General features: G+C 68.7%; 22 protein-coding genes. 7 read left to right on the top strand and 15 right to left on the bottom strand.

Features of this window, described 5'->3' with window-relative positions; all coding sequences use genetic code 11:
- Nucleotides 1-19: 19 nt before the first annotated feature.
- From AC07FT_RS11405 to AC07FT_RS11355, 11 genes are all read right to left on the bottom strand, one after another.
- Nucleotides 20-1,645 carry an HAL/PAL/TAL family ammonia-lyase gene (locus AC07FT_RS11405; protein ID WP_479175890.1) on the bottom strand — a complete coding sequence of 542 codons (1,626 nt, stop codon included), beginning with the start codon at nt 1,643-1,645 and terminating at the stop codon, nt 20-22.
- 3 nt (nt 1,646-1,648) lie between these two features.
- Complete coding sequence (locus tag AC07FT_RS11400; protein ID WP_479175888.1) at nt 1,649-2,701, bottom strand: phenazine antibiotic biosynthesis protein; 1,053 nt, start codon at nt 2,699-2,701, stop codon at nt 1,649-1,651.
- A gap of 61 nt (nt 2,702-2,762) precedes the next feature.
- Nucleotides 2,763-3,515, bottom strand: a complete 753-nt coding sequence (locus tag AC07FT_RS11395) for an SDR family NAD(P)-dependent oxidoreductase (protein WP_479175886.1) — start codon at nt 3,513-3,515, stop codon at nt 2,763-2,765.
- Between the two features lie 50 nt (nt 3,516-3,565).
- Nucleotides 3,566-4,597 carry a class I adenylate-forming enzyme family protein gene (locus AC07FT_RS11390; protein WP_479175884.1) on the bottom strand — a complete coding sequence of 344 codons (1,032 nt, stop codon included), beginning with the start codon at nt 4,595-4,597 and terminating at the stop codon, nt 3,566-3,568.
- Nucleotides 4,594-4,869, bottom strand: coding sequence for an acyl carrier protein (locus tag AC07FT_RS11385; RefSeq protein WP_471201648.1), 276 nt, complete (start codon nt 4,867-4,869; stop codon nt 4,594-4,596). Before AC07FT_RS11385 ends, AC07FT_RS11390 begins: the two co-directional genes overlap by 4 nt.
- Nucleotides 4,856-5,302 (bottom strand): hypothetical protein, encoded by a 447-nt coding sequence (locus AC07FT_RS11380; RefSeq protein WP_479175883.1) that lies wholly within the window; start codon nt 5,300-5,302, stop codon nt 4,856-4,858. Before AC07FT_RS11380 ends, AC07FT_RS11385 begins: the two co-directional genes overlap by 14 nt.
- Before the next feature lie 13 nt (nt 5,303-5,315).
- Nucleotides 5,316-7,046: a prenyltransferase/squalene oxidase repeat-containing protein gene (locus AC07FT_RS11375; protein ID WP_479175881.1), complete on the bottom strand. Its 1,731-nt coding sequence runs from the start codon at nt 7,044-7,046 to the stop codon at nt 5,316-5,318.
- Nucleotides 7,043-8,368, bottom strand: coding sequence for an AMP-binding protein (locus AC07FT_RS11370; RefSeq protein ID WP_479175880.1), 1,326 nt, complete (start codon nt 8,366-8,368; stop codon nt 7,043-7,045). Before AC07FT_RS11370 ends, AC07FT_RS11375 begins: the two co-directional genes overlap by 4 nt.
- Before the next feature lie 60 nt (nt 8,369-8,428).
- Entirely contained in the window at nt 8,429-9,793 is a 1,365-nt protein-coding gene (locus tag AC07FT_RS11365; protein WP_479175879.1) for an aldehyde dehydrogenase family protein, read from the bottom strand.
- Nucleotides 9,794-9,855: 62 nt separating this feature from the next.
- Complete coding sequence (locus AC07FT_RS11360) at nt 9,856-10,977, bottom strand: 3-deoxy-7-phosphoheptulonate synthase (RefSeq protein ID WP_479175878.1); 1,122 nt, start codon at nt 10,975-10,977, stop codon at nt 9,856-9,858.
- A gap of 360 nt (nt 10,978-11,337) precedes the next feature.
- Nucleotides 11,338-12,297 (bottom strand): TetR/AcrR family transcriptional regulator C-terminal domain-containing protein, encoded by a 960-nt coding sequence (locus AC07FT_RS11355; RefSeq protein WP_479175876.1) that lies wholly within the window; start codon nt 12,295-12,297, stop codon nt 11,338-11,340.
- Between the two features lie 166 nt (nt 12,298-12,463).
- On the opposite strand from AC07FT_RS11355, the gene AC07FT_RS11350 reads away from it, so the two are divergent.
- Nucleotides 12,464-13,573, top strand: a complete 1,110-nt coding sequence (locus AC07FT_RS11350) for an FAD-dependent monooxygenase (protein WP_479175874.1) — start codon at nt 12,464-12,466, stop codon at nt 13,571-13,573.
- Between the two features lie 218 nt (nt 13,574-13,791).
- Nucleotides 13,792-14,454 (top strand): SGNH/GDSL hydrolase family protein, encoded by a 663-nt coding sequence (locus AC07FT_RS11345; protein ID WP_479175873.1) that lies wholly within the window; start codon nt 13,792-13,794, stop codon nt 14,452-14,454.
- A gap of 36 nt (nt 14,455-14,490) precedes the next feature.
- On the opposite strand, the gene AC07FT_RS11340 is transcribed toward AC07FT_RS11345, so the two are convergent.
- The 3 genes from AC07FT_RS11340 to AC07FT_RS11330 all read right to left on the bottom strand — a co-directional run bounded on the left by AC07FT_RS11340 (nt 14,491) and on the right by AC07FT_RS11330 (nt 17,864).
- The gene (locus AC07FT_RS11340; RefSeq protein WP_479175872.1) at nt 14,491-15,960 is read right to left on the bottom strand and encodes a sensor histidine kinase; all 1,470 of its coding nucleotides are present in this window, start codon (nt 15,958-15,960) and stop codon (nt 14,491-14,493) included.
- A 32-nt stretch (nt 15,961-15,992) separates the two neighbouring features.
- Complete coding sequence (locus tag AC07FT_RS11335; protein ID WP_479175870.1) at nt 15,993-16,718, bottom strand: response regulator transcription factor; 726 nt, start codon at nt 16,716-16,718, stop codon at nt 15,993-15,995.
- 84 nt (nt 16,719-16,802) lie between these two features.
- Entirely contained in the window at nt 16,803-17,864 is a 1,062-nt protein-coding gene (locus tag AC07FT_RS11330; RefSeq protein ID WP_479175868.1) for an ROK family protein, read from the bottom strand.
- A gap of 612 nt (nt 17,865-18,476) precedes the next feature.
- Between AC07FT_RS11330 and AC07FT_RS11325 the strand changes: the two genes are divergently transcribed.
- Nucleotides 18,477-19,805, top strand: coding sequence for a DUF6924 domain-containing protein (locus tag AC07FT_RS11325; protein ID WP_479175866.1), 1,329 nt, complete (start codon nt 18,477-18,479; stop codon nt 19,803-19,805).
- Between the two features lie 194 nt (nt 19,806-19,999).
- Here the strand turns inward: AC07FT_RS11325 and AC07FT_RS11320 are convergent, their stop codons facing one another.
- Nucleotides 20,000-21,466: an RICIN domain-containing protein gene (locus AC07FT_RS11320; RefSeq protein ID WP_479175864.1), complete on the bottom strand. Its 1,467-nt coding sequence runs from the start codon at nt 21,464-21,466 to the stop codon at nt 20,000-20,002.
- Nucleotides 21,467-22,304: 838 nt separating this feature from the next.
- On the opposite strand from AC07FT_RS11320, the gene AC07FT_RS11315 reads away from it, so the two are divergent.
- The 4 genes from AC07FT_RS11315 to AC07FT_RS11300 all read left to right on the top strand — a co-directional run bounded on the left by AC07FT_RS11315 (nt 22,305) and on the right by AC07FT_RS11300 (nt 26,047).
- On the top strand, nt 22,305-22,655 hold the full coding sequence (locus AC07FT_RS11315; RefSeq protein WP_479175863.1) for a hypothetical protein: 351 nt from the start codon (nt 22,305-22,307) through the stop codon (nt 22,653-22,655).
- A 62-nt stretch (nt 22,656-22,717) separates the two neighbouring features.
- Nucleotides 22,718-23,602, top strand: coding sequence for a trimeric intracellular cation channel family protein (locus AC07FT_RS11310; RefSeq protein WP_479175861.1), 885 nt, complete (start codon nt 22,718-22,720; stop codon nt 23,600-23,602).
- A gap of 95 nt (nt 23,603-23,697) precedes the next feature.
- Nucleotides 23,698-24,333 carry a hypothetical protein gene (locus AC07FT_RS11305; RefSeq protein ID WP_479175859.1) on the top strand — a complete coding sequence of 212 codons (636 nt, stop codon included), beginning with the start codon at nt 23,698-23,700 and terminating at the stop codon, nt 24,331-24,333.
- Nucleotides 24,334-24,535: 202 nt separating this feature from the next.
- Nucleotides 24,536-26,047 carry a sulfatase family protein gene (locus tag AC07FT_RS11300; protein WP_479175857.1) on the top strand — a complete coding sequence of 504 codons (1,512 nt, stop codon included), beginning with the start codon at nt 24,536-24,538 and terminating at the stop codon, nt 26,045-26,047.
- Nucleotides 26,048-26,070 lie beyond the last annotated feature (23 nt).

Below are 26,070 nucleotides of genomic sequence, written 5' to 3'. Positions count from 1 at the left end.
CTGAGTCTCCTCGTTGTCGTCAGGCGGTGGTGTCGTCGTCGATGTCGTCGATGCCCGTGGCACGCCGCAGGGCTCCGGTCTCGATCAGGCCGATCACCGCCTCGATGTCGTGATCCAGCCGGCGGTCGTGGGTGACGAAAGCGCTGTGCTTCCTGATGAGCCGGTGCACCGCCCGGACCGCCGGTGAGGCTGCCTCGACCCCTCGCAGTTCGATGGCCTGGGCGAGGGCGAGCAGATGTATGGCCGCCACTTCGCGGACCAGTCCGTTGACGGTGCGCGCGTCGCGGGCCGAGATGGTGCCCATACTGACGATGTCCTGGTTGTGCGCCTCCGTGGAGCGCGAGAACACCGATACCGGTCCGGTCTGTTTGAGGGCTTCGGCGGTGACGGCCGAGGCCGCTATCTGCATCCCCTTGAAGCCGTGGTGCAGCCCCGCCTCGGGATCGTCCGGAGGGCGCGCGACGATCAGGTTGGGCGGCAGCCCCGCGTTGGACTTCTCGTCCACGACGAGTGCGAGTTGCCGGTCGAGCAGATTGGCCAAGCCGGCCACCGTGGTCTTCAGGCTGTCCATCGCCTGTCCGACATGGCCGGCGTAGAAGTTGCCACCGAGATGCAGTCCGGACTCCTCGACGTCGAACAGCGGGTTGTCCGTGGCGGAGTTGATCTCAGTGCCCAGCCACCGGTCCGTCCACTCCAGCGTGTCCCGGACGATGCCGATGATCTGCGGGGCGCAGCGCACGGAATACGTGTCCTGTACCTTCTCGTTCAAGCGGAGATAGCCCCGCCCGGCCAGTCTTTCGCGGCGTACCAGGATGTCCTCGAACGACGTGGCCAGCCGCGACCCTTCCAGCAGGGTCCGGATGACCTGTGCCGACGCGACCTGTCCGGGGTGCGGCTTGTTCGCATGGACGAAAGGGTGCAGCGCGGAGGCGTTGCCGTGCAGTGCCTCCAGCGTCATGGCCGTCGCGAGTTCGGCCACGAACGTCAGCTCCCGTGCGTCCGCGGCGGCGAGGACCGCGTACGCGGCGGCGAACGAGGTCCCGTTGATGAGCGCGATGCCCTCTTTCGGCTCGAGCCGCAGCGGCAGGATGCCCTCGTCGCTCAGGGCGTCCCGTGCCGGACGCACGGTGCCGCGGTGCAGGACCTGGCCTTCGCCCATCAGGGCCGCGGCCAGGTAGCACAGCGGTACCAGATCACCACTGGCGCCGACCGACCCGCGTTCGGGGATCAACGGCAGGATGTCCCGGGCCAGGCATTCGAGCAAGGTCGACACTGTCTCGGGTCGGACCCCCGAGACACCCCTGGCCAGTGCGTTCGCCCTGATGAGCATGGTTGCCCGAGCGACCTCGGGTACGGCCTTCGGGCCCACGCCGTTGAGGTGATAGAGGATCAGGCCGCGCTGGAGCCGGTGCGCCTTGTCGGGTGAGATCTGGCGTACGCAGCTGTCCCCGAAGCCCGTGGTCACGGCGTAGATCGGGACTTCCTGGGTCAGCAGCGTCTCCTTGAGGCCGACCGATGCGCGCATCCGTTCGACGGCCGAAGGGCTGAGGGTCACCCGGGCGCCGTCCCGGCCGCGGACCGCCGCGGCAACCGCGCGAGGCGAGAGGCTGGTTCCGTCGAGTTCGATGGAGGGGGCAGCAGGCATGGGTCAGTAGACGCCTTCGATCATCTTCTGCCCGTCCATCTCGGCGACCGGGCGGATGTTCCGCAGGGAGTCCCCGACCCGCGTGGGGCTGGGAACCCGAGTGGCCAGGTCGCGTTCGAGGCTGTTGGGCACGAGGCCGTACCTGGTGAGGTAGTTCATGACCACGGCGCCTTCCGAGCCGAACTCCACCGGTCGGTGTGAGGAGGGGTCGACCACGCGGTAGAAGACGTAGGGGGCGTACGAATCGAAGACCACGTCGTCCGCGCCGTCCGGGGCGGGGCGCTGGACCGTGCCGCTGAGGACGGAGGTGCTGCCGTACGAGCCCCGGAACCGCGTCTTGGGGAAGAGCTCCGTGGCCAGGAAGTCCAGTGTGTCGACGTCCATGTGGGCTCCGGTCCAGATCACCAGGCGGACCTTCTCCTGGATCAGCGCACGGACCGAGGACCGCTCGGCCATCCGGGCCAGCAGCGGCGGTGTGGTGATCAGGAAGGCGATGTCCTGCGACTGCAGGACCAGCTCGGCCTGGTCGACGAGGTGGTCGACATAGGCGGCGGCGCCCGCCTTGTCGCCGACGGCGATGAGGCGCTTCACCCAGCGGGGATCCAGGTCGATGGAGAACCGGATCCCGCCCCTCGCCTGAGCGATCCGCCTGGAGTACTCCCCGAGCATGTGGGGGCCGCTGGGCGCCACGGCCAGGGTGTGTCCTTCGCCGTCCTCGGCGTAGTGGGAGTTCTCCCACGCCATGTATTGGTCGAACCAGTTCTCGAACATCACGAAGCGCTTGGGCGCTCCTGACGTACCACCGCTCTCGTACACGGCGAAGACCTTCTCGTCCGTGCCGAGACCCCGCGGAATCAGCGCCTCGACCGGAGCGTCGCGGAGTTCGTCCACCAGATTGGGGAACCGCAGCAGGTCGTCGACGCACCGCACGTCCTCGACCGGGTCGAACCCCAGCCGGCTCCGGCGCTCCAGCCAGAACCGGGAACCTGTCGCGGGATCGAAGTGCCAGCGCATCATCGCTCGGACGTGGGCGTCCGCCTGTTCACGGGCATTCATAACCGGTCACCGCACTTTCTTGAGGGAAGGGTGGAGTTCGAAGAACGAAAGGGGAAACAGCTCACACCCCGTGGTAGGAGCCACCGTTGATCTGAAGGATCTGTGAGGTGACGTAGCCGCCCGGCTCCGAGCACAGGTAGAAACCCAGCTCCGCGACATCCGCCGGGTCTCCCGCACGCCCCAGAGCGGTCTGGCCGACGAGCATGCGCTCCCGCGCCGCGGGGAGACCGTCACCGAACAGTTCGGTACCCGCGATGTATCCCGGCGCGATGGCGTTGGCGCTGATGCCGCGCTTTCCCAGGCGGGTCGCGAGGACGTGGACGTACGAGTGGAGGGCCGCCTTCGCGGCACCGTAGCCGCCCGTCCCTCCGGACCCGCGGTAGGCGGCGATGGAGCTGTACAGCACGATGCTTCCGCCGTCAGCCATCAGAGGGGTCAGACCTTCCACGGCGATGACGGCGGTCATGACGTTCGAGCGGTACGCGTCCTGCCATTCCGTCGCGACCGCCCGCATGCCCTCGTCCTCGGACGCGGGCACCGAGCCCGCGCAGCACACCAGCCCGCTGACCGGCAGCCCGGTCGACCGGACATGCTGCTGAAGGTGTTGCGCCGACTCGACATCGGACATGTCGAGGGCGAGCGTGTCGAGGTCCGCTCCGGGCACGCTCGACCTGATGTCCTCGGCCGTTCGGGTGAGCCGCTGCTGCCCTCTGGCGACCAGCAGCACCTTGTCCTCGTTCTCGGCGAACCGCTTCGCCGTGGCCTTGCCGATGCCGGCGCTCGCGCCGGTCACCACGATCAACCTGGGCACCATCGAATTTCCTTTGATGAACTACGGCGGTGGGCACGGACGGCCGACGGCAGTCAGAGGGCCGCCAGGAGAGCCTTCCGGTCCGGCTTTCCCGTGGCCGTTCTCGGCAGGTCGGTCAAGTGCACTATCCGTGCCGGGCTCGGGAATTCCCCGAGAGCCTCTCTGATGTCCGTCACACCGGTTCCACGGCCCCGGTCGGACCAGAAGATCATGTATCCCTCTCCCGTGAGCGGGGCGTCCGACACGGGCAGCACCACACATTCGGCCTGTGGCAAACGGGCACTCAGCCGCTCGCTGACCCGGGCGAGATGCACTTTGACCCCGTTGACCTTGAGCAGCGAAGTGGTGCGCCCGACCAGTCGGAAAGCACGGGGACCGGTGAACTCCACCAGGTCTCCGGTGGCCCAGTGGGCGGGTGGTCGCGTCCTGCTCTCCGGGCGGGCCAGCCGGGGGCCGCTGACGACCAGTTCCTGAGCCCTCTCCGCCGACGTATCGGCCATCGCACGGGCCTCATGGACGAAGGACACATCGGGGAAGGCCTGCCAGCGGCCTTCACCGTTCTCTCCGGGAACCAGCGGCCGGTGGGCGATACCCCCGGTCTCGGTCGACCCCAGGATCTCGTGGGCCCGGAGCAAGGGAGCGGCGCGGCGCACGAGATCACGGGCCACGGGCGGGGGCGCCGCCGAAGAATGCAGGGCGACGACGGAGCCCGCGCGTCGCAGTGTCGACCAGTTCCGGCGCAACAGGTCCCAGGCCATCGGGACGCAGACGGCCAGGACCCGCTCCCCGGGCGAGATGGGCAGAGGTTCGTACGGGGCGGCCCACGCCTGGTGGACGCGGACCTGCGCCATGCGCGGCAGCCACTGGCCGAACAGGGCGCCGAACAGATGCCGTGGCGGGGCGTAGTTGACCACATGGTCGACCGGGCCGATCAGGCTCTCGCCGATCAGCCGCACCTCGCGCTCCATCTGATGAGGGAGCCGGAACCAGCGGCGTGCGGCTCCCGTGCTGCCGGACGTGTCGAACCAGATCTCGTCGAGGGCCCAGGCCCGGGAGCCCTCCGCGCGTGCCGGCGGCGTGGTCACGCCGCCTGGTCCTCGACACGTTCATGGACGTACAAGGCGGTCCGGTCCAGCGTGCTGAACCAGTAGCGGACGTCGTCGCCGACGAAATCGACCTCGATACCGAACTCGCCTTCCACCGCGGTGACGTATTCGAGGGCTGCCAGGCTGTCGAAGCCCGGCAGCGCATCGGACAGGTCGGCGTCCGGAGCCAGGGCGCGCGCGGCGTCGCCGAAGCGCTTCTCGAGGACCGTCAGGACACGGGTGCTGATCTCGCCGCGGTCAGTGGCGGGCATGATGGAGACCTTTCTCGTGATCGCGGGTGACCGGCAGGGGGTCGCCGCTCGTCAGTGACCCCGAATCCAGGTAGAACACCCGGTCGGGATGGGTGGGTTCGAACCGCACCATCAGGTGGGCGCTCACCGGGTCGAGGCCGAGGGCCTCCCTGATCTCCCCGGCCAGCTCGGACCGGTACGTGTGGTCGCGGTCGGGGTGTATGTGGCACACGACCGACGCCCATCGAGGCTGTCGGCCCGCGTCCGTGCCGTCCTCGTACTTCGTCAACGGCACTCCCCCGGCGAAGTACGCCATGGGTTCCGCGGTGCGGAAGGAGACCACGACATGCGCGGCGTCCGATCCGTGCTCGGCCAGCCACCGGGTGAGGCGCAGTGTGGCCTTCAGCCGGGCGGAGGGGGTCAGCGGGGTACTGGTCACATCGACGGTGGGCAAGTTTCCGTGCCTTTCACGAGAGGGCCAGGGGCGGCAGGGGGTGCTGATCGGAGGTCAGTCGCAGCTCCAGGCGCCGCCCCAGGCAGTCGGCGAGGGGGCCGCCGCTGGTGGCCATCAAGGGGGTCCAGGCGAACCCGCCGTCCACGGTGCGCACGCTGTCGAGGAACTTCGCCAGATGTCCGGTGTCCCAGGTGAGCCCGAACACGTCCGCCGCCAGTACGGCCTCATAGGTGCTCAGCAGGTCGGGCACCCGGTTGCCCTCGTTCGCGAAGCCGCCGCCGCGGACCCGGTGCGCTGCGAGTGCGGCGACCACGGGCGCGCTGTCGGCGGTGCCCGCCCGGTGCAGTGCCCTGCGCGCCTGGAGGGTGGCCCGCAGCGTGGGCCGGCCGCCGGGCACGTTGGCGTACCGGCCGGGCGACGTCTCACAGGAGGTCACGAACGCGGCGACACCACGCAGCGGGGCGGTGCCGGAGCTCCCGCCCGTGCGGTGCAGCATCTCCGCGGCCGCGCAGGTCGACACCATGTCCGACGCACGGCCCTCCCAGTACCCGAATCCACCGTCGGGGTTCTGGATGGCGCCGCCGAGCCACCTGGTGATCCTGCCGCGGGCGGCGGCGTCCTCCTCGAACGCCCCCGCGGACAGGGCCCAGAGGGTGCAGCGCACCTCACTGCCGCGCCCAGGCATGTACATGATGCCGTCTTCGTTCGGCAGCATGCAGCTCTCCATCCAGCGCACGGCCTCGCTCGCCGCGGAGTCCGCGAAGCGACCGGCGATCACCTGGGCGGACGTCGTCAGGACGTCCGAGGCGAACTCCGGGGCACGGTAGGTGAACCCGCCCTGGGCGGTACGGAAGGACAGCAGCGTCCTGACCACCCCGTCCGCCAGGTCGTCGAGCCCGGCGCCCAGCGCCCTGAGCGCTCCCACCGCGCAGAACGCGGCCCACACGTCCGGCACGGGATAGCCGGGCCAGCGGGTGAAAGCCCCGTCCGCGCCCAGCCGGGCGCGGATCCAGGCGACACAGCCTCCGGGATCCCTCGGGGCCTCCCCCAGGCGGTCCAGTGCGTTGCAGGCGCGGAACGTGGCCCACAGACAGTCCGTCTCGTCACCCGCCTGGAAGGTGAATCCGCCGTCCTCGCTCTGCCGGTCCCTGAGCCAGTCCGTGAGTCGCTCACGGTCCCACGGCAGCGGGCCTTCTCCCCCGGTGGCCGTGCTCCACGCGGTGAGGCCGTAGTAGCAGGCCCGTACATCGGACGTGCCGTTCTTCGCGTGGGCCGGACTCCACGCCAGCCCACCGTCCTCGGCCTGCAGCGCGGCAAGCCAGTCGATCAGTGTCCGCGGCGGACGCTCGTCGTAGATCTCCACGAGCGTGCGTACGGCGTAGTAGGTGGCCCAGACATCCGAAGCCTGGCCTGGCGTCATCGCGAAACCGCCGTCCGCGTGGGCGGCGCTCCACACCCATGCGGAGCTCGATCGGCCCACCGCTCCCTGGGGGTCGGCCGACAGGTCGGCCAGCGTCTGGGTGCAGTAGTACGTGGCCCAGGCGTCGGAGCTCATCCCTGCCGACCACGCGAACCCGCCGTCGGAGTTCTGCCGCGAGGCGAGGAAGCCGACGACGCCGTCGGGGGAAGGCAGGTCGTCGACACGGTCCAGCCAGGAGAGGGTGCGTACGGCGGCGTAGGTGCACCACAGGTCGGACTCCCCGGAGACGACCCCGGACGAATCCAGCAGCGTGTCGTACGTCATGCCGGTACCACCTCGTCGACGACCCGGAAGTTGGAGCGCTTCCAGCTCTTCTGGGAGCCGCCGCTCTTCGTGGTCACCGGCAGCCGGTTGACGAACCGGACCTCGTCCCACCGGAAGCCGAGGTGCTCGTCCGTGCTCCGCTGGATGAGGTCGTTCCTCACCGGTTCGGCATCCCGGTCGCCGCTGGGATCCCGCTCCAGCAGCAGCCTGGCCCAAGTGCCGCCCGAGTCGATCTCTATCAGGTAGCCCATCACATCGTGGTGGGCGTAGACGATGCCCTCGAGGTCGCGGGTACGCACCCGGCTGCCCTTGATCGCGGTTCCGTCACTGCCCCGGCCATGGACCGTCACCACCGGGGTCCGCGCCCCGCAGGGGCAGCCGTCGGTCAGCGACACCTCGTCACCCATGTCCAGGCGCAGAAGGGGGCGGGCGTCGTTGTTGAGCGGGGTGACGACGAGCCGGCCCGCACGGCCGGCCTCGGCGGGCTCTATGCCGTTCTCGTTGCCGATCTCGAAATAGTTCGCCCGGCGCAACAGGTGCAGCCGGTCCTGACCGCAGCAGGCGGCCAGTGTGCCGCTCTCCGTGCTGCCGTAGCTGGCATCGTAGGCTCGCGCATCCCACCACTGGCCGGCCATCTCACGCAGTTCCGGAGTGCTCACCTCCCCGAGCAGCATGAGGAGCCGGACGGACTCCCGCATACGGTCCAGCAGACCGCGCCGCTTGAGGACCTGGGAGAACTCCAGAAGCACACCCGGGGCTACGAACAGCACCGTCGGCCGGAAGGTCTCCCACAGGCCGACGATCCGGTCCCAGTCGGAGATCCCGGTGGTGTACGGATACGCCTTGACGTGAGGAATGCCCAGGAACTCGCAGACACCGACCATCAGATCGGCCACGGGCACGATGTCCGAGGGCAGCAGGATCAACGCGCGGTGGTCACCGCCGGACAGCATGGGGCGCCAGGCCTCGGCCACGGACACGGTGTTGGCGATCATGTCCTTGGCCGTGCGGGGCGTGGGCGTGGGAGTCCCCGTCGTCCCCGTGGTCTGGTAGTACTTCAGCCCCGCGCCGACCGGAACACGCAGGTAGTCCAGAGGGCGTGCCTTGAGGTCGTCCTTGGACGTCGTCGGCAGGCTCTCGAACGCCCGCGCCGAGAACGTGCCGAGTGAGGCGTAGGCGGACACCTGCTCCGCACGGTGCCAGGCCTCGGGGAGCTTCGACGCGTAATGGGCCTCGTCGGAACCGGCTTCGTGGTGGTCAGCGGTCACCTCCCGCTGGATCCGCTCCATGAAGTCGAGGTCACTCCTGGAGTTGATCTTCATATTCCACTCCTTGTTTGCGACGGGTGAGCCGGAGCGCCGGCGCGCCCCCTTCGACCGGGCCTAGGAACCATGGGCCAGCCCCTTGGCGCGCATCAGGAACTCACCGAGGAACCCGTCGTGCGGTACATCCGGATGGACCCAGGACGTCGGCCTGCCCTGGTACACGTTGGAGACGGCGGTGAGTTCGGTGGCCGCGGTGACCAGTGCGTGGTCCGTGGTGTGCAGCGACAGCACCAGCGAGCCGTCGAGGACGTCCAGGGCGTCGCGCTCGAACGGGGCGACCCACACACACGGGAAGGGCACCTCGTACGACAACGAGGGGTCGCGCGCCGATGCCAGTTCCATGACCGCAGGTGTGATCGTCGCCAACGAGCCCGAGCCGCCCAGCCGTTCGACCCGCGGTTCCAGGTGCACGGTCGCGCCCTTCGCCCGGTCCAGGACCGCCTCCACGAGCCGTTCCGCTTCGGCCTGTGGCATGCACGGCAGAAGAGACCCGTCGTCGAGCGGCCCAGTGCGTCGGGTCTCCTTCAGCGCGGCGGCGAGAGCACCGGCGAATCCCGCCGGATCGTGTTCGACCAGCACGCCCGTGGTCGCGGTGCACGCGGTGCCCGCGTGATACAGCGCGCCGTCGAGAGCGATACCGAGTCCGGTGTCCCGGTCCGCGTCGGCGGCCACGACCAGCTTCGAGCGGCCCGGTCCTTGGAGCAGGACGTCCCCGCGGCTGCCGTAGGTGTCGACGACGTCCTGACCGCCGTACACCAGGGCACGGTCCGAGCGCTCGATGATCAGATCCGCCGTGGAGTGCCTGCAGGGTGCCATGACCAGCTGGCCCGCCGGGATCCCCGCCCGCCACAGCGCCGTGACGAGACGGAAGGGGGTGAGCGGGTCCCGGGTGGAGGGGCGTACGACGACCCGGTAACCCAGAGCGAGCGCCTCCGGCCACATGGCGTGGACCCCCGGGCTGTTGCCCGCCGCGTGCACGGCGAAGACGTCTCCGACACGGCGCCACATGGCGCCGACCGACGGAGCCGCCGACACCTCGGTACCGACCGGGGCGCAGCCCGTGGGCCGGGCCGCCGACGGCGCGCGTCCCACATCGCGCAGGGTCCGCGTGATGAGCGCGCCGCATGCACGGACGACGGGCAGGGGCGTACCCGTCAACGACGACACCCGCCGCTCGTGGGCTGCCAGGTCGTCTCCCAGGATCTCCTCGGTCTCGAAGACATCAGCCGCCTTGTGGAGCACCGGCGCCACCTCGGCGACAGGCAGGGGCGGGTGTGCCCGGAGCTGATCGATCCAATGGGAGACGACCAGATCGGGGACGGCGGCCAGGTCAAGGGCCGTCAGACCCGAGGCGTCCGCAACGGCGGTGCGGTTCCGTGTCCGGTACGGCCCGGCCGGACCCAGCGCGGGAATCTCCAGCATGCTCGCTCTCCTGCTCGTTCCAGCGGCTGACGTGGTGTGCGGGCGAAACAGCGGAGGGACGGTCAATGCGCGGCCGCTCGCAGCTCCCGGCGCTGACGGGTCGCTGCCGCGAGGTCCTCCAGAACGTCCACGGTGGCGTCCCACCCCATGCAGGCGTCGGTGACGCTCTGACCGAACCGGGGCTCGTCCGCGCCGAGCTCCTGACGCCCGGGCGCCAGGAAACCCTCCAGCATCACACCGCGGATGTCGGTATTGCCCGCCGTGATCTGCGTTCCGATCTCCCGGGCCACCACGGCCTGTTGTTCGTGATCCTTGCCGCTGTTCCCATGGCTGGCGTCGATCACCAGGCCGGTCGTCAGCCCGACCGCTGACAGCAGTCCCACCGTCTCGCGCACGTTCTCCGCGCGGTAGTTGGGACTGCCTGACGCGCCCCGGAGGACGACATGGCAATCAGGGTTCCCGCTCGTCCGCAGCGTTGCCGCCCGGCCTTCCGGGCCCAGGCCGAGGTAGGCGTGGGATGTGGCGGCGGACCGGATGGCATCGACGGCGACCCCCACGGAACCGGCGCTGCCGTTCTTCATGCCCACCGGCATGGGCAGGCCACTCGCCAGCTGCCGGTGAACCTGGCTCTCCACCGTCCGTGCTCCGATGGCTCCCCAGGAGATCAGGTCGGCCAGGTATGCGGGAACCGTCGGGCTCAGCCACTCCGTTGCGATGGGCAATCCCAGGTCGGCAATCGCCAGCATGAGAGTCCGTGACGTACGGAGTCCCCGGTCGAGGTCCAGACTGCCGTCCAGCATCGGATCGGTGAGCAGCCCGGTCCAACCGACCGTGGTACGGGGCTTCTCCACGTAGACGCGCATGACGACCGCCAAGTCGTCTGCCATCCTGGCGGCCAGCTCGCCCAGTAATCTCGCGTATGCCAGTCCGGCGTTCACGTCGTGGATCGAGCACGGGCCGACGACGACCAGCAGACGGTCGTCCTCTCCGTTCAGCACCCGGCGGGTCATCCGGCGGCCGGCACTCACGGAACGGTCCGCGGCCTCGGTGAGCGGCAGCTCGCTCAAGAGCTCGGCGGGGGTGCTTGCGAAGTGTGTCCGGTACCGCCCACCGATATCGTCCAGCGGAAATCGTTCGGCGGCGGAATCAAGGCTCTCTTCAATCAGCGTGTCAAGACTCTGCATCATTCCTCAATTCGTTCTTGGCAGCGCAATACCGCCGCGTCGACAACGAATCAGTCAGGCGGCCCAGTGACTTCCGACTATCCATCCCTCAGGCTCGGTTGAGCAGACGTGGCGGTGAAGACGCCGCATTCAACCGTCCGGCAAGCACGTGAAACACTGTGCCCAATCACCGATCCGGACCGCTACCCGTGGGGCGTGCAGCAAGCTGTTGTGCACCTAGCTGCACATCATGCGCTGCGGTGTCTGTCCAGACCCGTCCAGGGCGGGCTGCTGAGTTTGCTCCGCCCGTTCAGGGCCGGAGGATCCCAGGAATAGCCGACTTTCCGGAATTCGACGTGCGCCACGGCAGACGGCGCCACGTCACCTCGGCGCAGGTCCCTCGACGATGGCAGTCAGGCCGTCGAGGAGTGCCTTGAGGCCGAATTCGAAGAGCGTGTCGAGACGTAGGTCGTAGCCGTCCTCGAAGGCTCCGACGACCTTGGTGAAGGTCGGGAAGCGGCCGGATTGCATCAGCTCTTGGAGGGCGGGGGCACGGCTGTCCATCCACTGGTCCTCCGACTGGCCCGTGGCGGCTTCGGCGTGCGCTTCCATCTCCAGGTGCGTCGCCAGGCCCTGGACATGGCTGTAGAGCAGGACGTGGATGTCGAACAGTCTCGTGGGGTCGAGGCCGTGGCCGTCGAGGGCACCCAGGACCCACTCGCCGTGGACCATCAGGTTCGGCACGAGCAACGGGCGCGTGAGGGAACCGAGCTGAGCCAGCCATGGGTGCTTCCGGTACAGGCCCCACAGCGTCCGGGCACCCAGCTCTACACGGGTACGCCAGTCCTCGGGCGCGTCCCCACGGTAGGTCTCCTCGCCGAACGCGGCGTCGGCCATGTGCAGGACGAGGTCTTCCTTGCCCGCGACGTACCGGTAGGTCGACATCGCCGCGACGCCGAGCCGGGCCGCGACGCCACGCATGGAGAGCGCCGAGAGCCCTTCGGCGTCGGCGATCTCGATGGCGGTACGGACGATGCGGGCGAGGCTCAGCTCCTGCTCGGGGTCCGGAGCGGGTGACGGGCGCCTGCGGGGCGGAGCGGCGGGGGCGGTTCCGGCGACGACCGTGCCGATCCGGGGCCGGGACTCGACAAGTCCCTCCAGGCGCAGGGTGGTCAGGGCCTTGGTGGCGGTGGCGAGCGCGACGCCCCATTCCCCGGCGATCCGGCGAGTCGAGGGAACCCGGTCCCCGGGGGCGAGTTCACCCTCCGCGATGCGCCGCCGGATCGCGGCGACGATACGCAGATAGGGCGGATCACCGGCAGCTCCCGTGGGCTTCGTCACGTCCTGCCACCTTCCCCTCCTGTACTAGTGCAGAGAGTAGCAGCGGCAACGCGGAACGGACGGCGCCTGTCCTAGTACACGCCGCGCATATGGCCAGTTGAAGGGCCTGCACGTACGACGTACGTTCAATCCACGTACACCGTACAGAGCGCTGAAGGAGCTTCTCATGCAGACCGTACTCATCTCCGGCGGCGGCATCGCGGGACCCGTCCTCGCCTACTGGCTGCGCCGCCGCGGCTTCGCGCCCACCGTCGTCGAACGCGCCCCGGGCCCACGCCCCGGCGGCCAGGCGGTGGACATCCGCGGCGTCGCGCTCGACGTCGTGGAGCGGATGGGCCTGCTGGAGCACGCGAGCCGCGTACGGACCCGGATGCGCGGCATGTCGATCCTCGACCCCGACGGCCACGAGACCGACCGTTCCACCGAGGCGACCTTCAGCAGCGGCCGGCTCGACAGCGAAGACATCGAGGTGCTGCGCGAGGACCTGGTCCGGATCGTGTACGAGCACACGCGCACGGGCGTGGAGTACCTCTTCGGTGACAGTGTCACCGCGCTCGACGAGGACGGGACCGGCGTGCGCGTCGACTTCGCACACGGACCGTCCCGCACCTTCGACCTCGTGGTCGGAGCCGACGGCCTCCACTCCACCGTACGGCGCCTGGCCTTCGGTCCGGAGGAGCGTTTCACCCACCACCTGGGGAGCTGCCTCTCGGTGTTCAGCGCGGACAACTTCCTCGGCTTGGACAACTGGCAGATATGGCTCCGGGACGGCGACACGGGCTTCGGCATCATGCCCGTGCGCGACAACACCGAACTGAGGATCGCCTTCGGCTTCGAGTCCGCTCCCCTCGCCCACGACCTCCTCGACGCCGCGACGCTGCGGCAGCTCGTCGTGGACAAGCTCGCGTCGTTGCGATGGGAAGGGACCCGCCTGGCCGAGGCCGCACGGAAGGCACCCGACTTCTACTGCGACGCCATGGCCCAGATCCGCATGGACCAGTGGTCGCGGGGTCGGGTGGCCCTGCTCGGAGACGCCGGCTACTGCCCCTCCCCTCTCTCGGGGCAGGGCACCAGCCTGGCCCTCGTGGGCGCCCATGTGCTGGCCGACTGCCTCGCCCGGGCCCAGGGCGACCACCGCACCGGGTACGCCGACTACGAGAAGCGGATGCGCCCCTTCGTCACCCTCAACCAGGCCCTGGCCACCGAGAATCCCGGCGGACCCGCCCCGGAGGAATCCGTGGCGCACGCCAAGAACGCACTCTCACTGGACGGCTGATCTCCGCGGCAGGTGCACCGCCCGGAAGCCTCCTCCTGGCCGATCGGCGCTTCGACCTGGTGATCGGGTGGCGAAGCGGTGGTGTCGGTGGCGTGTCAGGGGTTGTCGGTCCCATGTCGGTGGGACCTGGGACCTGGGACCTTTCAAGAGGTCCTGCGGGGTACTCATCCGGCTGTGGAAGGCCGTTTCCACTCCCCACCCGAAGTCACGGAGGACATATGACGATCACCGTCCGACCCGGAAGCACCGTGATGTTCACGGGCGATTCGATCACCGACTGCCAACGGCTGGCCAGTGAAGACGGCCTCGGGTTCGGCTACCCGCTGCGCGTGGCGGGCGAATGGGGACTCCGACATCCGGACCGCCCCGTGACCTGGCTGAACACCGGAATCAGCGGCAACAAGGTGATGGACCTCGAAGCCCGCTGGCAGGCAGACGTACTCGATGCGCACCCGGACGTGGTGTCGATCCTCGTCGGGGTCAACGACATGGGCTGGCACACGCTGGACCCGGAGGGGTACGTGATCCCGGCGGAGGGGTTCGCAGCAGGCTATGACCGCCTCCTCGCGCCCCTCGCCGAGGCGGGCACCGAACTGATCCTCATCGAGCCGTTCCTCCTGCCGATCCACGGTGTCATCGAGGCCGGGGACACACTCATCGGAGAAGAGGAGCGAAAGCTGTGGCGCACCGACCTGGACCCGAAGATCCAGGCCGTGCGCAACCTCGCCCGTAAGTACAGCGCACAACTCCTCGACGCCGACGGCATGTTCGCCGCGCGTGTCGCGAAGACCGGGCCGGAGTACTGGGCCGCGGACGGCGTGCACCCGACACCGGCCGGACACGACGCACTCGCGGCGGCCTGGCTGCGCCTGGTCGAGTGAGGGAACGTCCGGCCCATCGTCGGCCCGGTCACCGGGTCAGCGGCGGTGTGGGCCAACGGCTGTACGAGGGTCGTGGCGCCCCGTGGTATCCGTCAGCCAATCCCGCCGCACCAGTGGCAGTGTGTCCTCCACAGCAGAGACGTCATTGACGGGCAGCCATACCTCGAAGCGTGCTCCGGAACGCCCGTCGGGGCGGTCCTGCACGGTGACCCTGCCTTGGTGCAAGGCGATCTGCTGGGCGACCAGAGTCAGGCCGAGACCTGAGCCGGGACTGTTCGGACCCCGCCGGAAACGTTCGAAGATCTCTTCGCGCCGCGCGTCCGGGACACCTGGCCCGAGATCGTCCACCGTGAGCAGCGCCGCCGGACGATCCTGCCCGCGGGACGGGTGCAGTGCCACATCGATGCGAGCGTGACCTCCGTCCGTGCGTCCGTGTGTCCACGCGTTGGTCAGCAGGTTGCCGACGGCTGAGCGCAACCCCTGCTCCCAGCCGTGTACCAGCAGTCCCGCGGAGGCTTGTACGGACACCGCCGCGTCCGGGTACGCGCGGCGCAGGTCAGCGGCCGAGTCCTCCACCACCTCGGCCAGGTCCACGGGCGTGAACGCGTCCGCCTCGACCAGGTCGCCCTGGCCCAGTGTCTTGAGCATCACCAGCAGTCCGAGCAACCGGGTGTGCTCACGCCCCAGATCCTCCAGCACCTCGGTCCGGTCGATGACGTCGAGCTCGGTGTGCATGGTGAGGATGTCAAGATTGGTCCGCATGCTCATCAACGGAGTGCGCAGCTCGTGGGAAGCGGCCGTGGTGAACGAACGTGCCGTGGCGAGGGCCTCGTCGGTGCGGGCCGCCTGTTCGTCGTAGCGGGCGAACACGCTCTGCACGGTACGGGCCAGTTCGTCGACCTCGGTGATGCGGGTCGGTGTGTGCTCCAGGCGTGTGGTGCGGTTCCTGGGGTCCAGCCCGCTCGTCCGGCGTTGCAGTCGCCGTAGCGGCAGGACCGCGCGGGCGGAGATCGCCCAGGTGATGAGCCCGGCCAAGGGCGCGGCCAACAGGGTGACCGTCACGACCCGCTTGCGCACCAAGGAGATCTCCGCCTGGTAGGCACTGTCCGGGGCGAAGATCCATAGATTCGGGGTGCTTCCCCGCCCTGCGGTGTACACACGTCGCGACAGGACATGCCAGGTCTCGCCACCGGAACGCACGGTGACGGGATTCGGGGCACGGGCGGGCAACCGGATGTCACCGTCGGGCTGCGGACCAGCCGATATCGTACCGTCCGGGCCGGACAGCCGGATCCCCATGTCACGTGCAGCCCCCTCCAGCCGCCGCCGCGACTTCTCGGCGATGACCGGCTGATCGTCTTCTCTCGCGTGCAGGTACCTGTTGGCGTTCTGGGACACGGCCGTGGCCCGGGCGCTCAGTTGTGCGTCCTGGTGCACGCGCAGGTCATCGGCGACCAGACGCAGCAGCAGCCAACCGGTGGCGAGGACCAGCAGAGGCACGCTCACACCCACTCCGAGGGCAAGGCGCGTGGACAGCCTCACGCTCCACCTCCAGCCGACCGGTCCATGTGATGCGGACGCTGCTCACGCAGGACGAAGCCGAATCCACGAACGGTGTGCAGCATCCGGGGACGTCCGTCGGCTTCCAACTTGCGCCTCAGATAGCTGACGAAGGTGTCCACCACATCGGAGCGCACCTGGAAGTCGTAACCCCACACCCGATCCATCAACTGATCGCGGGTCAGCACGACCTCGGCGTTGCGGGCCAGGACCTCGAGCAGCTCGAACTCCCGCCGTGTCAGGTTCAGCAACCGCCCGTCCACGGACGCCTCGCGGGTGGCCGGTTCGAGCACCAGGCCGCCGACCCGCACCCGGTCGACCGCGGTGAGCGGGCGACGGCGCAGCAGGGCACGCACCCGCAGTTCCAGCTCCTGGAGGGCGAAAGGCTTGACCAGGTAGTCGTCTCCCCCGGCTTGCAGCCCGGCGATCCGGTCGTCGAGCTCGTCGAGAGCGGAGAGCATCAGCACCGGCACGTCGTCGCCGGCCTCGCGCAGAGTGCGGCACACGTCGATACCGCTCACATCAGGCATGCAGATGTCCAGTACCACGACATCGGGCTGGTCGGCCCGCGCCACCTCCAGCGCGGCATGGCCGCCACCGGCCAGCGTCACCTCGTAACCGCTCAGCTGGAGCCCTCTCTTCAGCGAGCGCCGGGTGGCATCGTCGTCATCGGCCACGAGCACCCGTCCGGCACTGCCGGTCATGCGTACCTCCGCGATCGTCGTGGGTGATACCCCAGCCCGGCTTCCGGGGCCGTCATGCTACGCGCCCCCGGACTCCTGACGAACTCAGGGAACCGTCGGCGACAGCGCTGCCAGGCGGCCGATATCCGCGGATCGTCGGTGCAGCAGCAGGGCGAGACCACCGAGAGCGGCGCCCACGTCACCGAGCTTGGCCGGACGGACACGGAGTGGCGTCCGCGAACCCCAGCAGGTCACGTGCGCGTCCAGTTCGCGCCGCAGCGGCTCCATCAGAGCCGGACCGGTGTCGGTCAGCTCACCGCCCAGGACGACGAGGCTGGGGCCGAATGCGTTGCACAGGTCGGCCAAGACCTTGCCGACATACGCACCGGCACGTGCCAGCGCCGAGTACGCGGCCTGGTCGCCCGCTTCCAGCGCGGCCATCAACTGCGGCACATCCGTGGCGGATCCGTGAGCATCGAGCACGGCACCGATCGACGCCACGGTCTCCAGGCATCCCACCCGCCCACATGTGCAGGGACCGCCTTCGGGGCCGACGGTGATGTGGCCGAACTGTCCCGACAATCCGTGGGCCCCTCGGTGCAGGGTTCCTCCCACCACGAGGCCACCTCCGACCGTGTGCGACAGGCACAGGTACAGGACGTCCTGCTCATCGATGGCCGCGCCCCAGGTACGTTCGGCCAAGGTAGCCAGTCGCGTGTTGCTGTCGAGGTACGCCGGGATACCGAACCGCTCGCTCACCAGTGCCGACACGGCGTTCCGACGGATCGAGCCGGGTGCGTCGTCCTCGAGGGGGCCGACCGGGCCGGTCACCCCCACACCGATGCCGTCGATCGCGTCCAGCCGCGGAGTTCCACCCGTCAGGGTGCGGGTCAGCCGTCGCGCGACGTCGACACGCTCCTCCCACGATGCGTCGGGAGCGTGTGGCTCGCTCGCACTGCTGATGCTCCCGTGCACCGAGGTCATGGCCGCCACCCGTACGGCCTGCCGGGCGAAGTCGATACCGAGCAGATCGGCGGGCCGGGAGTTCAAGGACAGCGTCTCCGCCGGGCGGCCACGCCTCCGCCCGTCGACCTTCGGCACCGAGGCGTTCACAGCCCCACTGTCCATGAGCACGCCGACCACGTCGTAGAGCGTGGTACGCGACAAGCCGCAGAGATCCCCCAACTCGCTCCGGGTCAGCGGGCCGTGTCGGCGCAACAGCCCCATGACCAGACTTTCGTGCTTGCTCCTCGACTGTGACACGCCAGCTTGCTGCCGGATCGCCTCCGGATGCCTGGGAGATCGCATCACTTCTCTTATCAATTCCATGAGGTTGGCCTCTTCTGGCTCATGTCGCTTCCGGGACTGCCGTGCCTCTCGACGAGCGCTCAGCTCGACCGCGGCGCGTTGTGGAACTCCGGAGCCGAGACCGTAGGAGATGACCTTGTGTGATTCCTGTGACACTACGTCAGGGCGACAAGACATCGTTCATGGCTGGAGCGGCGAAGGGGGCGACGCGCAGCGAACCGGCGCCCACACCCGGCGTCACCTGCCTCCGCGGTGTGCGGTGACTTCTTCCGGCGGGAAGGGAAATAATCCGCACTTCTCATCTTGTGGTCACCAGCACGTGGTCCGCACCATGGTGCGTCGGTTCCGGCATCCTTCAGGCCAAGCCCCCCGCGGCCGCAGTCGAGCGGCTCCAACTCGGTGTGCTCCTCGGGGGACGAGCCATGAACCGGACCTACCAGCCCACTACTCGAGCCACGGGGGCAGGACCGCGTGAAAGGCAACAAGGTGTCCGACACCCACCTTCACACCCTGGACGGAGTCAGGGACCACTGGCTCGACCACGGCTTCGCGACCGGCCACGCCGACCGCGGCGAGGCCGAGGCCGGCGTGGCCGACGCCTATCGCGCGGCGGGCCTGGAGCCTCCGACCGTGTTCATCTGGCTCGACTCCCCCTTGGCCGGAGCCGTCGGAGCCTGGCTGCTGGCGGGCGCGGAGGGCCCCCGGCCCCCAGTGGAGGCACGGATCCGGGGCCCGGTCGAGGCTCTCATCCGAGCCCGGCTCCAGATCCAGGGCCAGGCCGAAGCCGACCGGCAAGTGTGGGCCCGGATCCGGGATCACGTCGGGGAGCAGGTCCGGGACCGGGTGCGGGATCAGATCCCAGGCCATGTCGTACGCCGGGTCCGGGCCTTGCTCCAGGAGGAGTTCGGGGCTGGGACCGGGGCCATGGACGAGGGTCAGGTCTGGGCCCACTTCTGGGATCGTGTCCACGGCCTCAAGTTCGGGGAGCAGATCCGAGACCTTGTACGGGCCCAGGTCCGGGATCGGCTCGGGGTGGAGATCCCCAGGTCGATACCTGGCCAGCACGGCGCCGAATGGCTGGCGCTCTGGGACTACTTCCGTTGCCACTGGTCCGTGGCGGAGGCTGACCGACTCACCGGCATCATGCGTGTCGCGCGGTCGGCCGGGCGGTGGTGGCCCTTCGAACACGCCGTCATCCTCACCGAGCGCCCCACCGTACTGCACCGTGATGACCAGGGCCGACCGCACTGCGAACGCGGCCCGGCCATCGTCTACCGCGACGGGTTCGCAGTCTGGGCCTGGCACGGCGTACGTCTACCCGGAGATGCGCGCCCCACGCGACCGGCCATCAGCCGCGGGAGGCGCGACTTCGAGACCGAGGCCCTCGTCGTGCGCACGGACCACTCGGACGACGAAGCATGGCGGGCCGTCGTCGACCTGCTCAGCCGGCCCGAGGGCGAGTTCGAGGTACACACCCATATCGTCGACGATCGCGCGTTCTCCGGGGCGGGCCCGGATGAGGTGGCGCTGTCCGCCCTGGCCGGCGACCAGAGACTCGAAGTGGTGTTCCTGGCCGATGCCGCCACGATGAAGGACCATACCCTTCTCGCCGTCTCCACCAGATGCGAGGAGCTGGACGACGAGGACGAAGGAGACGATGCGGAAGAGCTGGGACGTGAGTTCCGCCTGCTGCCGTCGCTGGTCCATCTCACGCATGTGAACCTGGCCATCGGGCACTCGGACTTCTGGGGATTCGCGTACGAGGCGGCGCGAGCCCCGGACAACACCCTGCGATGGTGATCACGTAGGTCCTGCCTGTGCCGCGGTCGGCGAAGGAGGAGGCCGGTCCACGCCCTTCGACAGCTTCGGCGCGCTCGTCACGGCCACGCAGGAGAAGCGCGGGTGTCCGAAGGCTGTCGTCGACCAGGCGCCGGACAGCGGGTGGCCCCGGCGGAGCACACCGGGGCCACCCGCGCTGCGGCCGGGGCCCCGCCTCACCCGCGGGTGAAGATCCACTCGTGGTTGTTCCGCTTCTCCGGCGCACAGGGCGAGATGAGCAGATCGCGGATCTTGCTCTTGGCCGCGTGGGAGTCCAGGCACATGTGGTGACTGGCGGCGTTGCGGATCCAGAAGCGGCCGTCGTGCCGCTTGTCCAGCCACCACAGCTGATTGTCAGCGGTGGTGCCCTGGCACGGAGCCTCCTTGACCTTCTCCCCCTTCTTGGCAGCCCCGCCTCCGGGCAGGTCCAGGCACTTCCCGGCCTTGACGTTGCGGATGACGAACAGCGGTGCTCCGCCGGAGCCACCGCCTTGGGACTTCTTCTGCACGGTCCACAGCTGGTTGTCGTGGGTACGGTTGTTGCACTTGGCCTGGATGATCCGGCCGCCGTCGGCCCCCTTGCCGTATCCGGGGATGTCCACGCAGGTCTTGTTCGCATTGTTCTTGATCAATGTCCGGGACAGTACCGCGGGGAGCGCGTGGGAGTGTGTCCCGTTCCCTCCGTCCGTCTTCCCTCCGTCCGTCTTCCCTCCCCCCGTTCGTGGCCTCCCCTCCCTGTCATCCATTCCGCCCTCGGTCTTCCCGCCTTCCTGGTGCCCCGCGTCCTCCCCTTCGCCCTCTTCCCCCGTCGGCGGGCCGGACCCCGCCGGGTCCGAGTCGTCCTCCCCCTCCGACGGCGGAGCAGACCTCTTCTTCCCGTCCTTCGTTTCCCCGGCGGCGGGGGATTCGGCCACGAACTCGCCCTGCTTCGAGCCGTCGTCACCCAGAACCGTGTCGGCGGAGGAGGCCACCTTCTTTCTGTCGTCCTCATCCTGGCTGGTCACCATGACGATCAGGGGCACGACGATGAGGATCGCCCCCGCCATGGCGGCGCCGGCGAGCATGGGCTTCTTGGGATGGCCGGGGGAACCGACGTCTCCGCCCCGGGGACCATGACCCGGGGCCGCGACCGTGGCGGCCGCCGCGGTTTCTCCACCGGCCCGAGTCTCAGCGAACGCGGCGGTGCTCGCGCTCAGGCCGATACGGGAGGCCCAGGCGCGGATACCGCCGTTGGACCGCTGGCCGGTCGTCGGTTCCTCCCCGGCCGCGGCCTCGTCCTCGCCTCCGCCGCGTGCCTCAGGTGCCGCCGGATTCCGGCCCGTGCGGGCGCCGCCGTCCGGCTCGGCGGTGGCGACGGTGGCCGGACCGCCGCTCGTGGCCATCCAGCGGCGCACAGCCGGTGCCGCCCCGCCCGCGGAGTCACCTTCCCCTCGCTCGCCGGTGGCCGTCCGGGTGCGTCGTGGTCCGGTGGAGGGGCCGGGAGATGAGTCGGGTGCGGCCGACGTACCGCCGACAGCGGAGGTTTCGCCGACGGCGGGCGGGTCACCGCGCACCGAGGTCGACTCCGGCCCATACGACGCCGACCCCGCGGCCGACAGACCGCTGGACGTCGTGGAACCACCGGCCTGGTGCTGATCGGACATGCGTTTCTCCTCCCGGCCATGAAGACGAGACCCATGGCGCTGGGGTGGTGTTGACAGGGGTCGGTACGACGGTGGGCCGCAGTGTCCTGCGGGGCCGTGGGCCGGCGGCGTGCCGGATGTCCCCGCGGCTGCTCACCGGCAACCGGGCTCGAATGGGGGCCGCCACCTCGCCGGTACAACGGCGCTCCCCGGCTGACGACTGACCAGACACCATCGACAGCGGATGCCTCGTCAAATGTGCGGGCAACACCGCCCTACACACAAGACATGTGAGTCCGGAAAAAACGGTCCTGATCGCGGATTAAATGTTTCGAGCCGTTGGCCGCGTGAACACTGCGGCTACCCTGTCCTACTGATGAGCCCGGCTCAGCCTGTGTCTGGGATGCTCGGAATTCCTCCGTATTTATTCCGGGGATGAGAGACAAAGCGCGGGCCTTCGAGAGGTTACAGTGAGGGCGATCGGCCGCATATCCGGTGCGTATTCGGCTGGAAGAAAGGCGGCGATACACCCCTGAGGTGTGTGCCGAGGAGGCACTGTCGAGAGAGGCATTTACGCGTGATGAGATTCGGAAGCTCGAAGTGGATACCCGTCAACTGGATCGTCGGCGTATGTTTGGTGGCGGTGGCTCCCGCTGTCACGGCATGTTCAAGCAGTTCCACGAAGGCGAAGGGCGCAGGAGGCTCCTCCGCGGATCACTCGGCCTCCGAGGGCACCCCGTCTTCCCAGGGCTCTCCGCCCGCGAAGGGGAGTTCTGGTGATCAGTCCACAGCGCAGGGAGCGGTTGCCGAGTGGGTCACCGCGATCGTCCAGGACCGCTCCCAGAAGGCGTGCTTGCTCATGGCCGCACCGGCCAAGGACTCCGCACCCCCGAAGCCCAACACCGCGGCGATGTGCGGAAGTAAGTCGCCGCAGACGCGGCAGGCGAAGAAGCAGCTCCACTCCCTCCACACGTCGTTCACCCCCGAGCAGCCGAAGAACCCCCCGGAGGTGGAGGTCGCCAAGGTCCCGGCGTCGGACGGGGCCGCGACGGTAGACGGGGAGCAGGTGACCGTTGACGGCCAGACACTCAAGGCCATCATGCTCTCGCATTCCACCGGAGTGACGGAGGACCAGACCAGCCTCAAGATCGTGGCCACCAAGATGGACGGTCGCTGGTATGTGACCGATCTGCGGATCTCCGCCGGCTGACACCGCCCGATCTGATTTGCCCTCTGCGTCGAAACAGGGAACAGACTCACCGGAAGTTTTCCATGTATCAATTTACGGCCGTCATCCATTACCCGCTGGACCTGGCAGGCATTTTCGCCTTCGCCCTGTGCGGGGCACTGCTCGCCGTCCGCAGGGACTTCGGCCTCTTCGGCACAGTGGTCCTCGCCGAAGTCACCGGAGTGGGTGGTGGGCTGTTCCGCGACATCGTGCTCGGTGTCACTCCCATCGCCTTCACCGACCTGGGCTACGCCCTCGCTCCTGTCCCTGCGGCGGGCATCGTCTTTTTCAGCCTCACCACCCAACGCCACCCGATGGTGTGCCAGGTTCTCGACGCGGCGGCCCTCGGCCTGTTCAGCGTCACCGGAACGATAAAGGGGCTGGCACATGGATTCGGGCCGCTTGCTTCCGTGGCACTGGGTATCGCCACGGCCGTCGGCGGGGGCACCTTCAGCAGTGTGCTCGCGCGTGAGATTCCCCCGGTGCTGCGCTGGGACCAGGACCTGTACGCGCTGCCCGCGGTGACGGGGGCCGGCGGGGTGGCGGCTCTTCACTGGATGCGGATGCTGACCATCCCCACCGCGGTGTGGGTGGGCATCGCCGCGTTTGTCATCCGGCTGCTCGCACTGCACTTCCGCTGGAGGGCTCCGCGGTCGCTGGTCTGGCGTTCACGGCAGTCAGCGGGATCTCCGCCACCACCGGCCGTGGTACCGGTGTTCCAAGCCACGCTGCCACCACGTCAGAACCTCGAGCACACGCTGCGTATGCGGTCTTCTGATGTGTCGCCATATGGACAGAGGCGCGAGCACACGCTCCAACTGCGGCTCCCCATGGTCGAGGGCTCCGCGATCCGCCGTACACCAACGCACAGGACACATACCGCTCACCACCGGGCACCTGCCCAGGGCAGGGACGACCTCCCCACCTGACGGTGACGGTCATACCTCAACCAAGCGCTGGTCAACGCATGTCCCTCTCCTCTGGATCGCTCGTCATGGAACACCTCGTCACACACACCCCGGCTGTGGCACCGACGGTCCTTTCGCTGAACCACACCGCCACCGCGCCCTTGCTGGGCGGGCTGCGGAGCGCACGGCCCTTCCCGGCACAGCTGCACCGCTGGGGCTCGGTGCCGGCCTACGTACGCCTGCTGGACAGCGGATGCCCCATGGCGGTCCTGGACGTCCCCAGCGCACGGTCGACCGTAGACCTGGAGCGCCGTGTTCGTGCTCTGAGCCGACTCGCACCGGTCAGCGTCCTGGTGCCGGCGGGCACCAACACCCTGCCCCTCTTCGGCGCCAACGCTCACAACGTCCTCGACCGCGGCCTCCCGGCGAGGGAATTGGCCGCCAGACTCGCCGCCGACCGGCGCCGGCTGGGGACAGCGGCGGCCACTTCAACACCAGAGCGCGTTCGCCTTTCTCCCCTGTCGCCACCGCATCGCGACTCACAGAAGCTGCTCCTCAGAATGCTCCTGAGCGGCACCGGCCCCTGGTGCTGTCACGAACTGCGCGTGCTGTTGGGATCCGCGGAACGTCCTCTCAGCAGACCGACCCTGCACGCTCGGGTGCTCCGCCTGATGTCCTATGCCACCGCCTTCCGGGCGGCCATGCGCATCGAGGTCCACTACGGACGGACCACCTACTCCACACGCCCATGAGTCGCCCACGCCAACGCGCGGGATCGGCCTGGCCGCACATCATCTTTCCAGTGCCGAACGAATTACTGCACTCCGGGCTGCCGCCGCCCATTCAATCGTGCTCGGCAGAACGGAATATGGGCGTCCGCAGATGGGCCACAAGCATTCCACAAAGTCGGGTCCTACCGTTTCCGGCGATACCAGATCCCGAGGAGGACTACTCATGCGCGGCATCCGACACCGCCGTACGGCCACAGCCGGATTGTGCATGGCAGTGATCGCCACATTGCTGACATCGTGCCTGGGAAGGGCGGACACCGCTCAGACCGGCAGCAGCCATGCGGCAGCCGACAGCACCACGTCCGCGGCGCACAAGCCCAACATCGTCTATGTGCTCGCCGACGACCTCTCATCCAACCTCATGCAGTACATGCCGCATGTGAAGGAGATGGAGAAGAGCGGTACCTCGTTCCCCAATCTCTTCACCACCGACTCATTGTGCTGCCCGTCACGCTCGTCCATCTTCACCGGTCAGCACCCGCACAACACCGGTGTCTTCACCAACAACGGCGATGACGGCGGCTACGGCGCCTTCATGAAGAACGGCAACGAAGACAAGTGCTTCGCTCCCGCTCTGCAACACGTCGGCTATCGGACCGGATTCATGGGGAAGTACCTGAACGGCTACCGGCCGAAGGACAAGTACGTCCCGCCCGGCTGGGACGAGTGGGACGTCGCCGGCGACGGCTACCGCAACTACGACTACGAACTGAATGAGAACGGCCACGTCAGGTCCTACGGGGAGGACCCCCAGGACTATCTGACGGATGTGCTCGCGAAGAAGGCGACGTCCTTCGTCGACTCCTCCGCGAAGGCGGACAAGCCGTTCATGCTGACGGTGGCGACGTTCGCTCCCCACGCCCCCGCCACCCCGGCACCGCGCCACGCCGACACGTTCCCCACCCTCAAGGCCCCCCGCACACCCGCCTACGACAAGATCTCCCAGTCGCCGCCGGGATGGCAGCGCACCCTCAAGCCCCTGACGGTCAAGGACGAAAAGCAGATCGACCGGAAGTTCCGCCAGCGGGTGCGCTCCGTGCAGGCGGTGGACGAGATGATCGGCCGTCTGAAGAGCCGGCTCAAGGAGAAGGGCCTGGCGGACAACACCTATCTGGTGTTCGGATCGGACAACGGCTTCCACATGGGTGAGCACCGGCTCCGCCCGGGCAAGCAGACCCCCTACGACACGGACATCAGGGTGCCGATGGTGGTCACGGGACCCGGCGTGCCGGCCGGGGGGCGCGTCTCCCAACTGGCCGAGAACATCGACCTCAACCCCACCTTCCTGGAACTCGCCGGAGTGAAGCCGCCGTCGACCGTCGACGGACGGAGCCTCAGCGGGCTGCTGCACGGCCGGCGGACGGATGACTGGCGCGATGCCGTGCTCATCGAACACCACCACACGAAGTCCAAGAAGAACGACCCGGACGCGGGCCCGGACGACGCCGGCAACCCGCCCAGCTACGAGGCCATCAGGACCGCGGACGCCCTCTACGTCGAATACGGCGACGGGGAGCGGGAGTACTACGACACCCGGTCCGACCCGTACCAGCTCAAGAACCTGGAGGCGTCCCTTCCGGCCGAGAAGCGCGCTTCCCTGCACAAGACCCTCACCGCGCTCAAGAACTGCAAGGGCGCGAAGAGCTGCCAGGCCGCGGCCCGTGTCCAGAAGTGACGGCGCAGGACCTTGGCGATTCC

It is taken from the genome of Streptomyces sp. NPDC045899, assembly GCF_056431485.1.
This window is presented reverse-complemented; position numbering and strand designations above follow the sequence as displayed.

Excerpts from the sequence above, each read along its gene's own strand:
- AC07FT_RS11335 (WP_479175870.1), bottom strand. The coding sequence starts at position 16,718 with ATGACCGGCAGTGCCGGACGGGTGCTCGTGGCCGATGACGACGATGCC.
- AC07FT_RS11345 (WP_479175873.1), top strand. The coding sequence starts at position 13,792 with ATGACGATCACCGTCCGACCCGGAAGCACCGTGATGTTCACGGGCGAT.
- AC07FT_RS11350 (WP_479175874.1), top strand. The coding sequence starts at position 12,464 with ATGCAGACCGTACTCATCTCCGGCGGCGGCATCGCGGGACCCGTCCTC.
- AC07FT_RS11405 (WP_479175890.1), bottom strand. The coding sequence starts at position 1,645 with ATGCCTGCTGCCCCCTCCATCGAACTCGACGGAACCAGCCTCTCGCCT.
- AC07FT_RS11320 (WP_479175864.1), bottom strand. The coding sequence starts at position 21,466 with ATGTCCGATCAGCACCAGGCCGGTGGTTCCACGACGTCCAGCGGTCTG.
- AC07FT_RS11385 (WP_471201648.1), bottom strand. The coding sequence starts at position 4,869 with ATGCCCGCCACTGACCGCGGCGAGATCAGCACCCGTGTCCTGACGGTC.
- AC07FT_RS11365 (WP_479175879.1), bottom strand. The coding sequence starts at position 9,793 with ATGCTGGAGATTCCCGCGCTGGGTCCGGCCGGGCCGTACCGGACACGG.
- AC07FT_RS11300 (WP_479175857.1), top strand. The coding sequence starts at position 24,536 with ATGCGCGGCATCCGACACCGCCGTACGGCCACAGCCGGATTGTGCATG.
- AC07FT_RS11310 (WP_479175861.1), top strand. The coding sequence starts at position 22,718 with ATGTATCAATTTACGGCCGTCATCCATTACCCGCTGGACCTGGCAGGC.
- AC07FT_RS11360 (WP_479175878.1), bottom strand. The coding sequence starts at position 10,977 with ATGCAGAGTCTTGACACGCTGATTGAAGAGAGCCTTGATTCCGCCGCC.
- AC07FT_RS11395 (WP_479175886.1), bottom strand. The coding sequence starts at position 3,515 with ATGGTGCCCAGGTTGATCGTGGTGACCGGCGCGAGCGCCGGCATCGGC.
- AC07FT_RS11370 (WP_479175880.1), bottom strand. The coding sequence starts at position 8,368 with ATGAAGATCAACTCCAGGAGTGACCTCGACTTCATGGAGCGGATCCAG.
- AC07FT_RS11400 (WP_479175888.1), bottom strand. The coding sequence starts at position 2,701 with ATGAATGCCCGTGAACAGGCGGACGCCCACGTCCGAGCGATGATGCGC.
- AC07FT_RS11315 (WP_479175863.1), top strand. The coding sequence starts at position 22,305 with ATGGCCGCACCGGCCAAGGACTCCGCACCCCCGAAGCCCAACACCGCG.
- AC07FT_RS11375 (WP_479175881.1), bottom strand. The coding sequence starts at position 7,046 with ATGACGTACGACACGCTGCTGGATTCGTCCGGGGTCGTCTCCGGGGAG.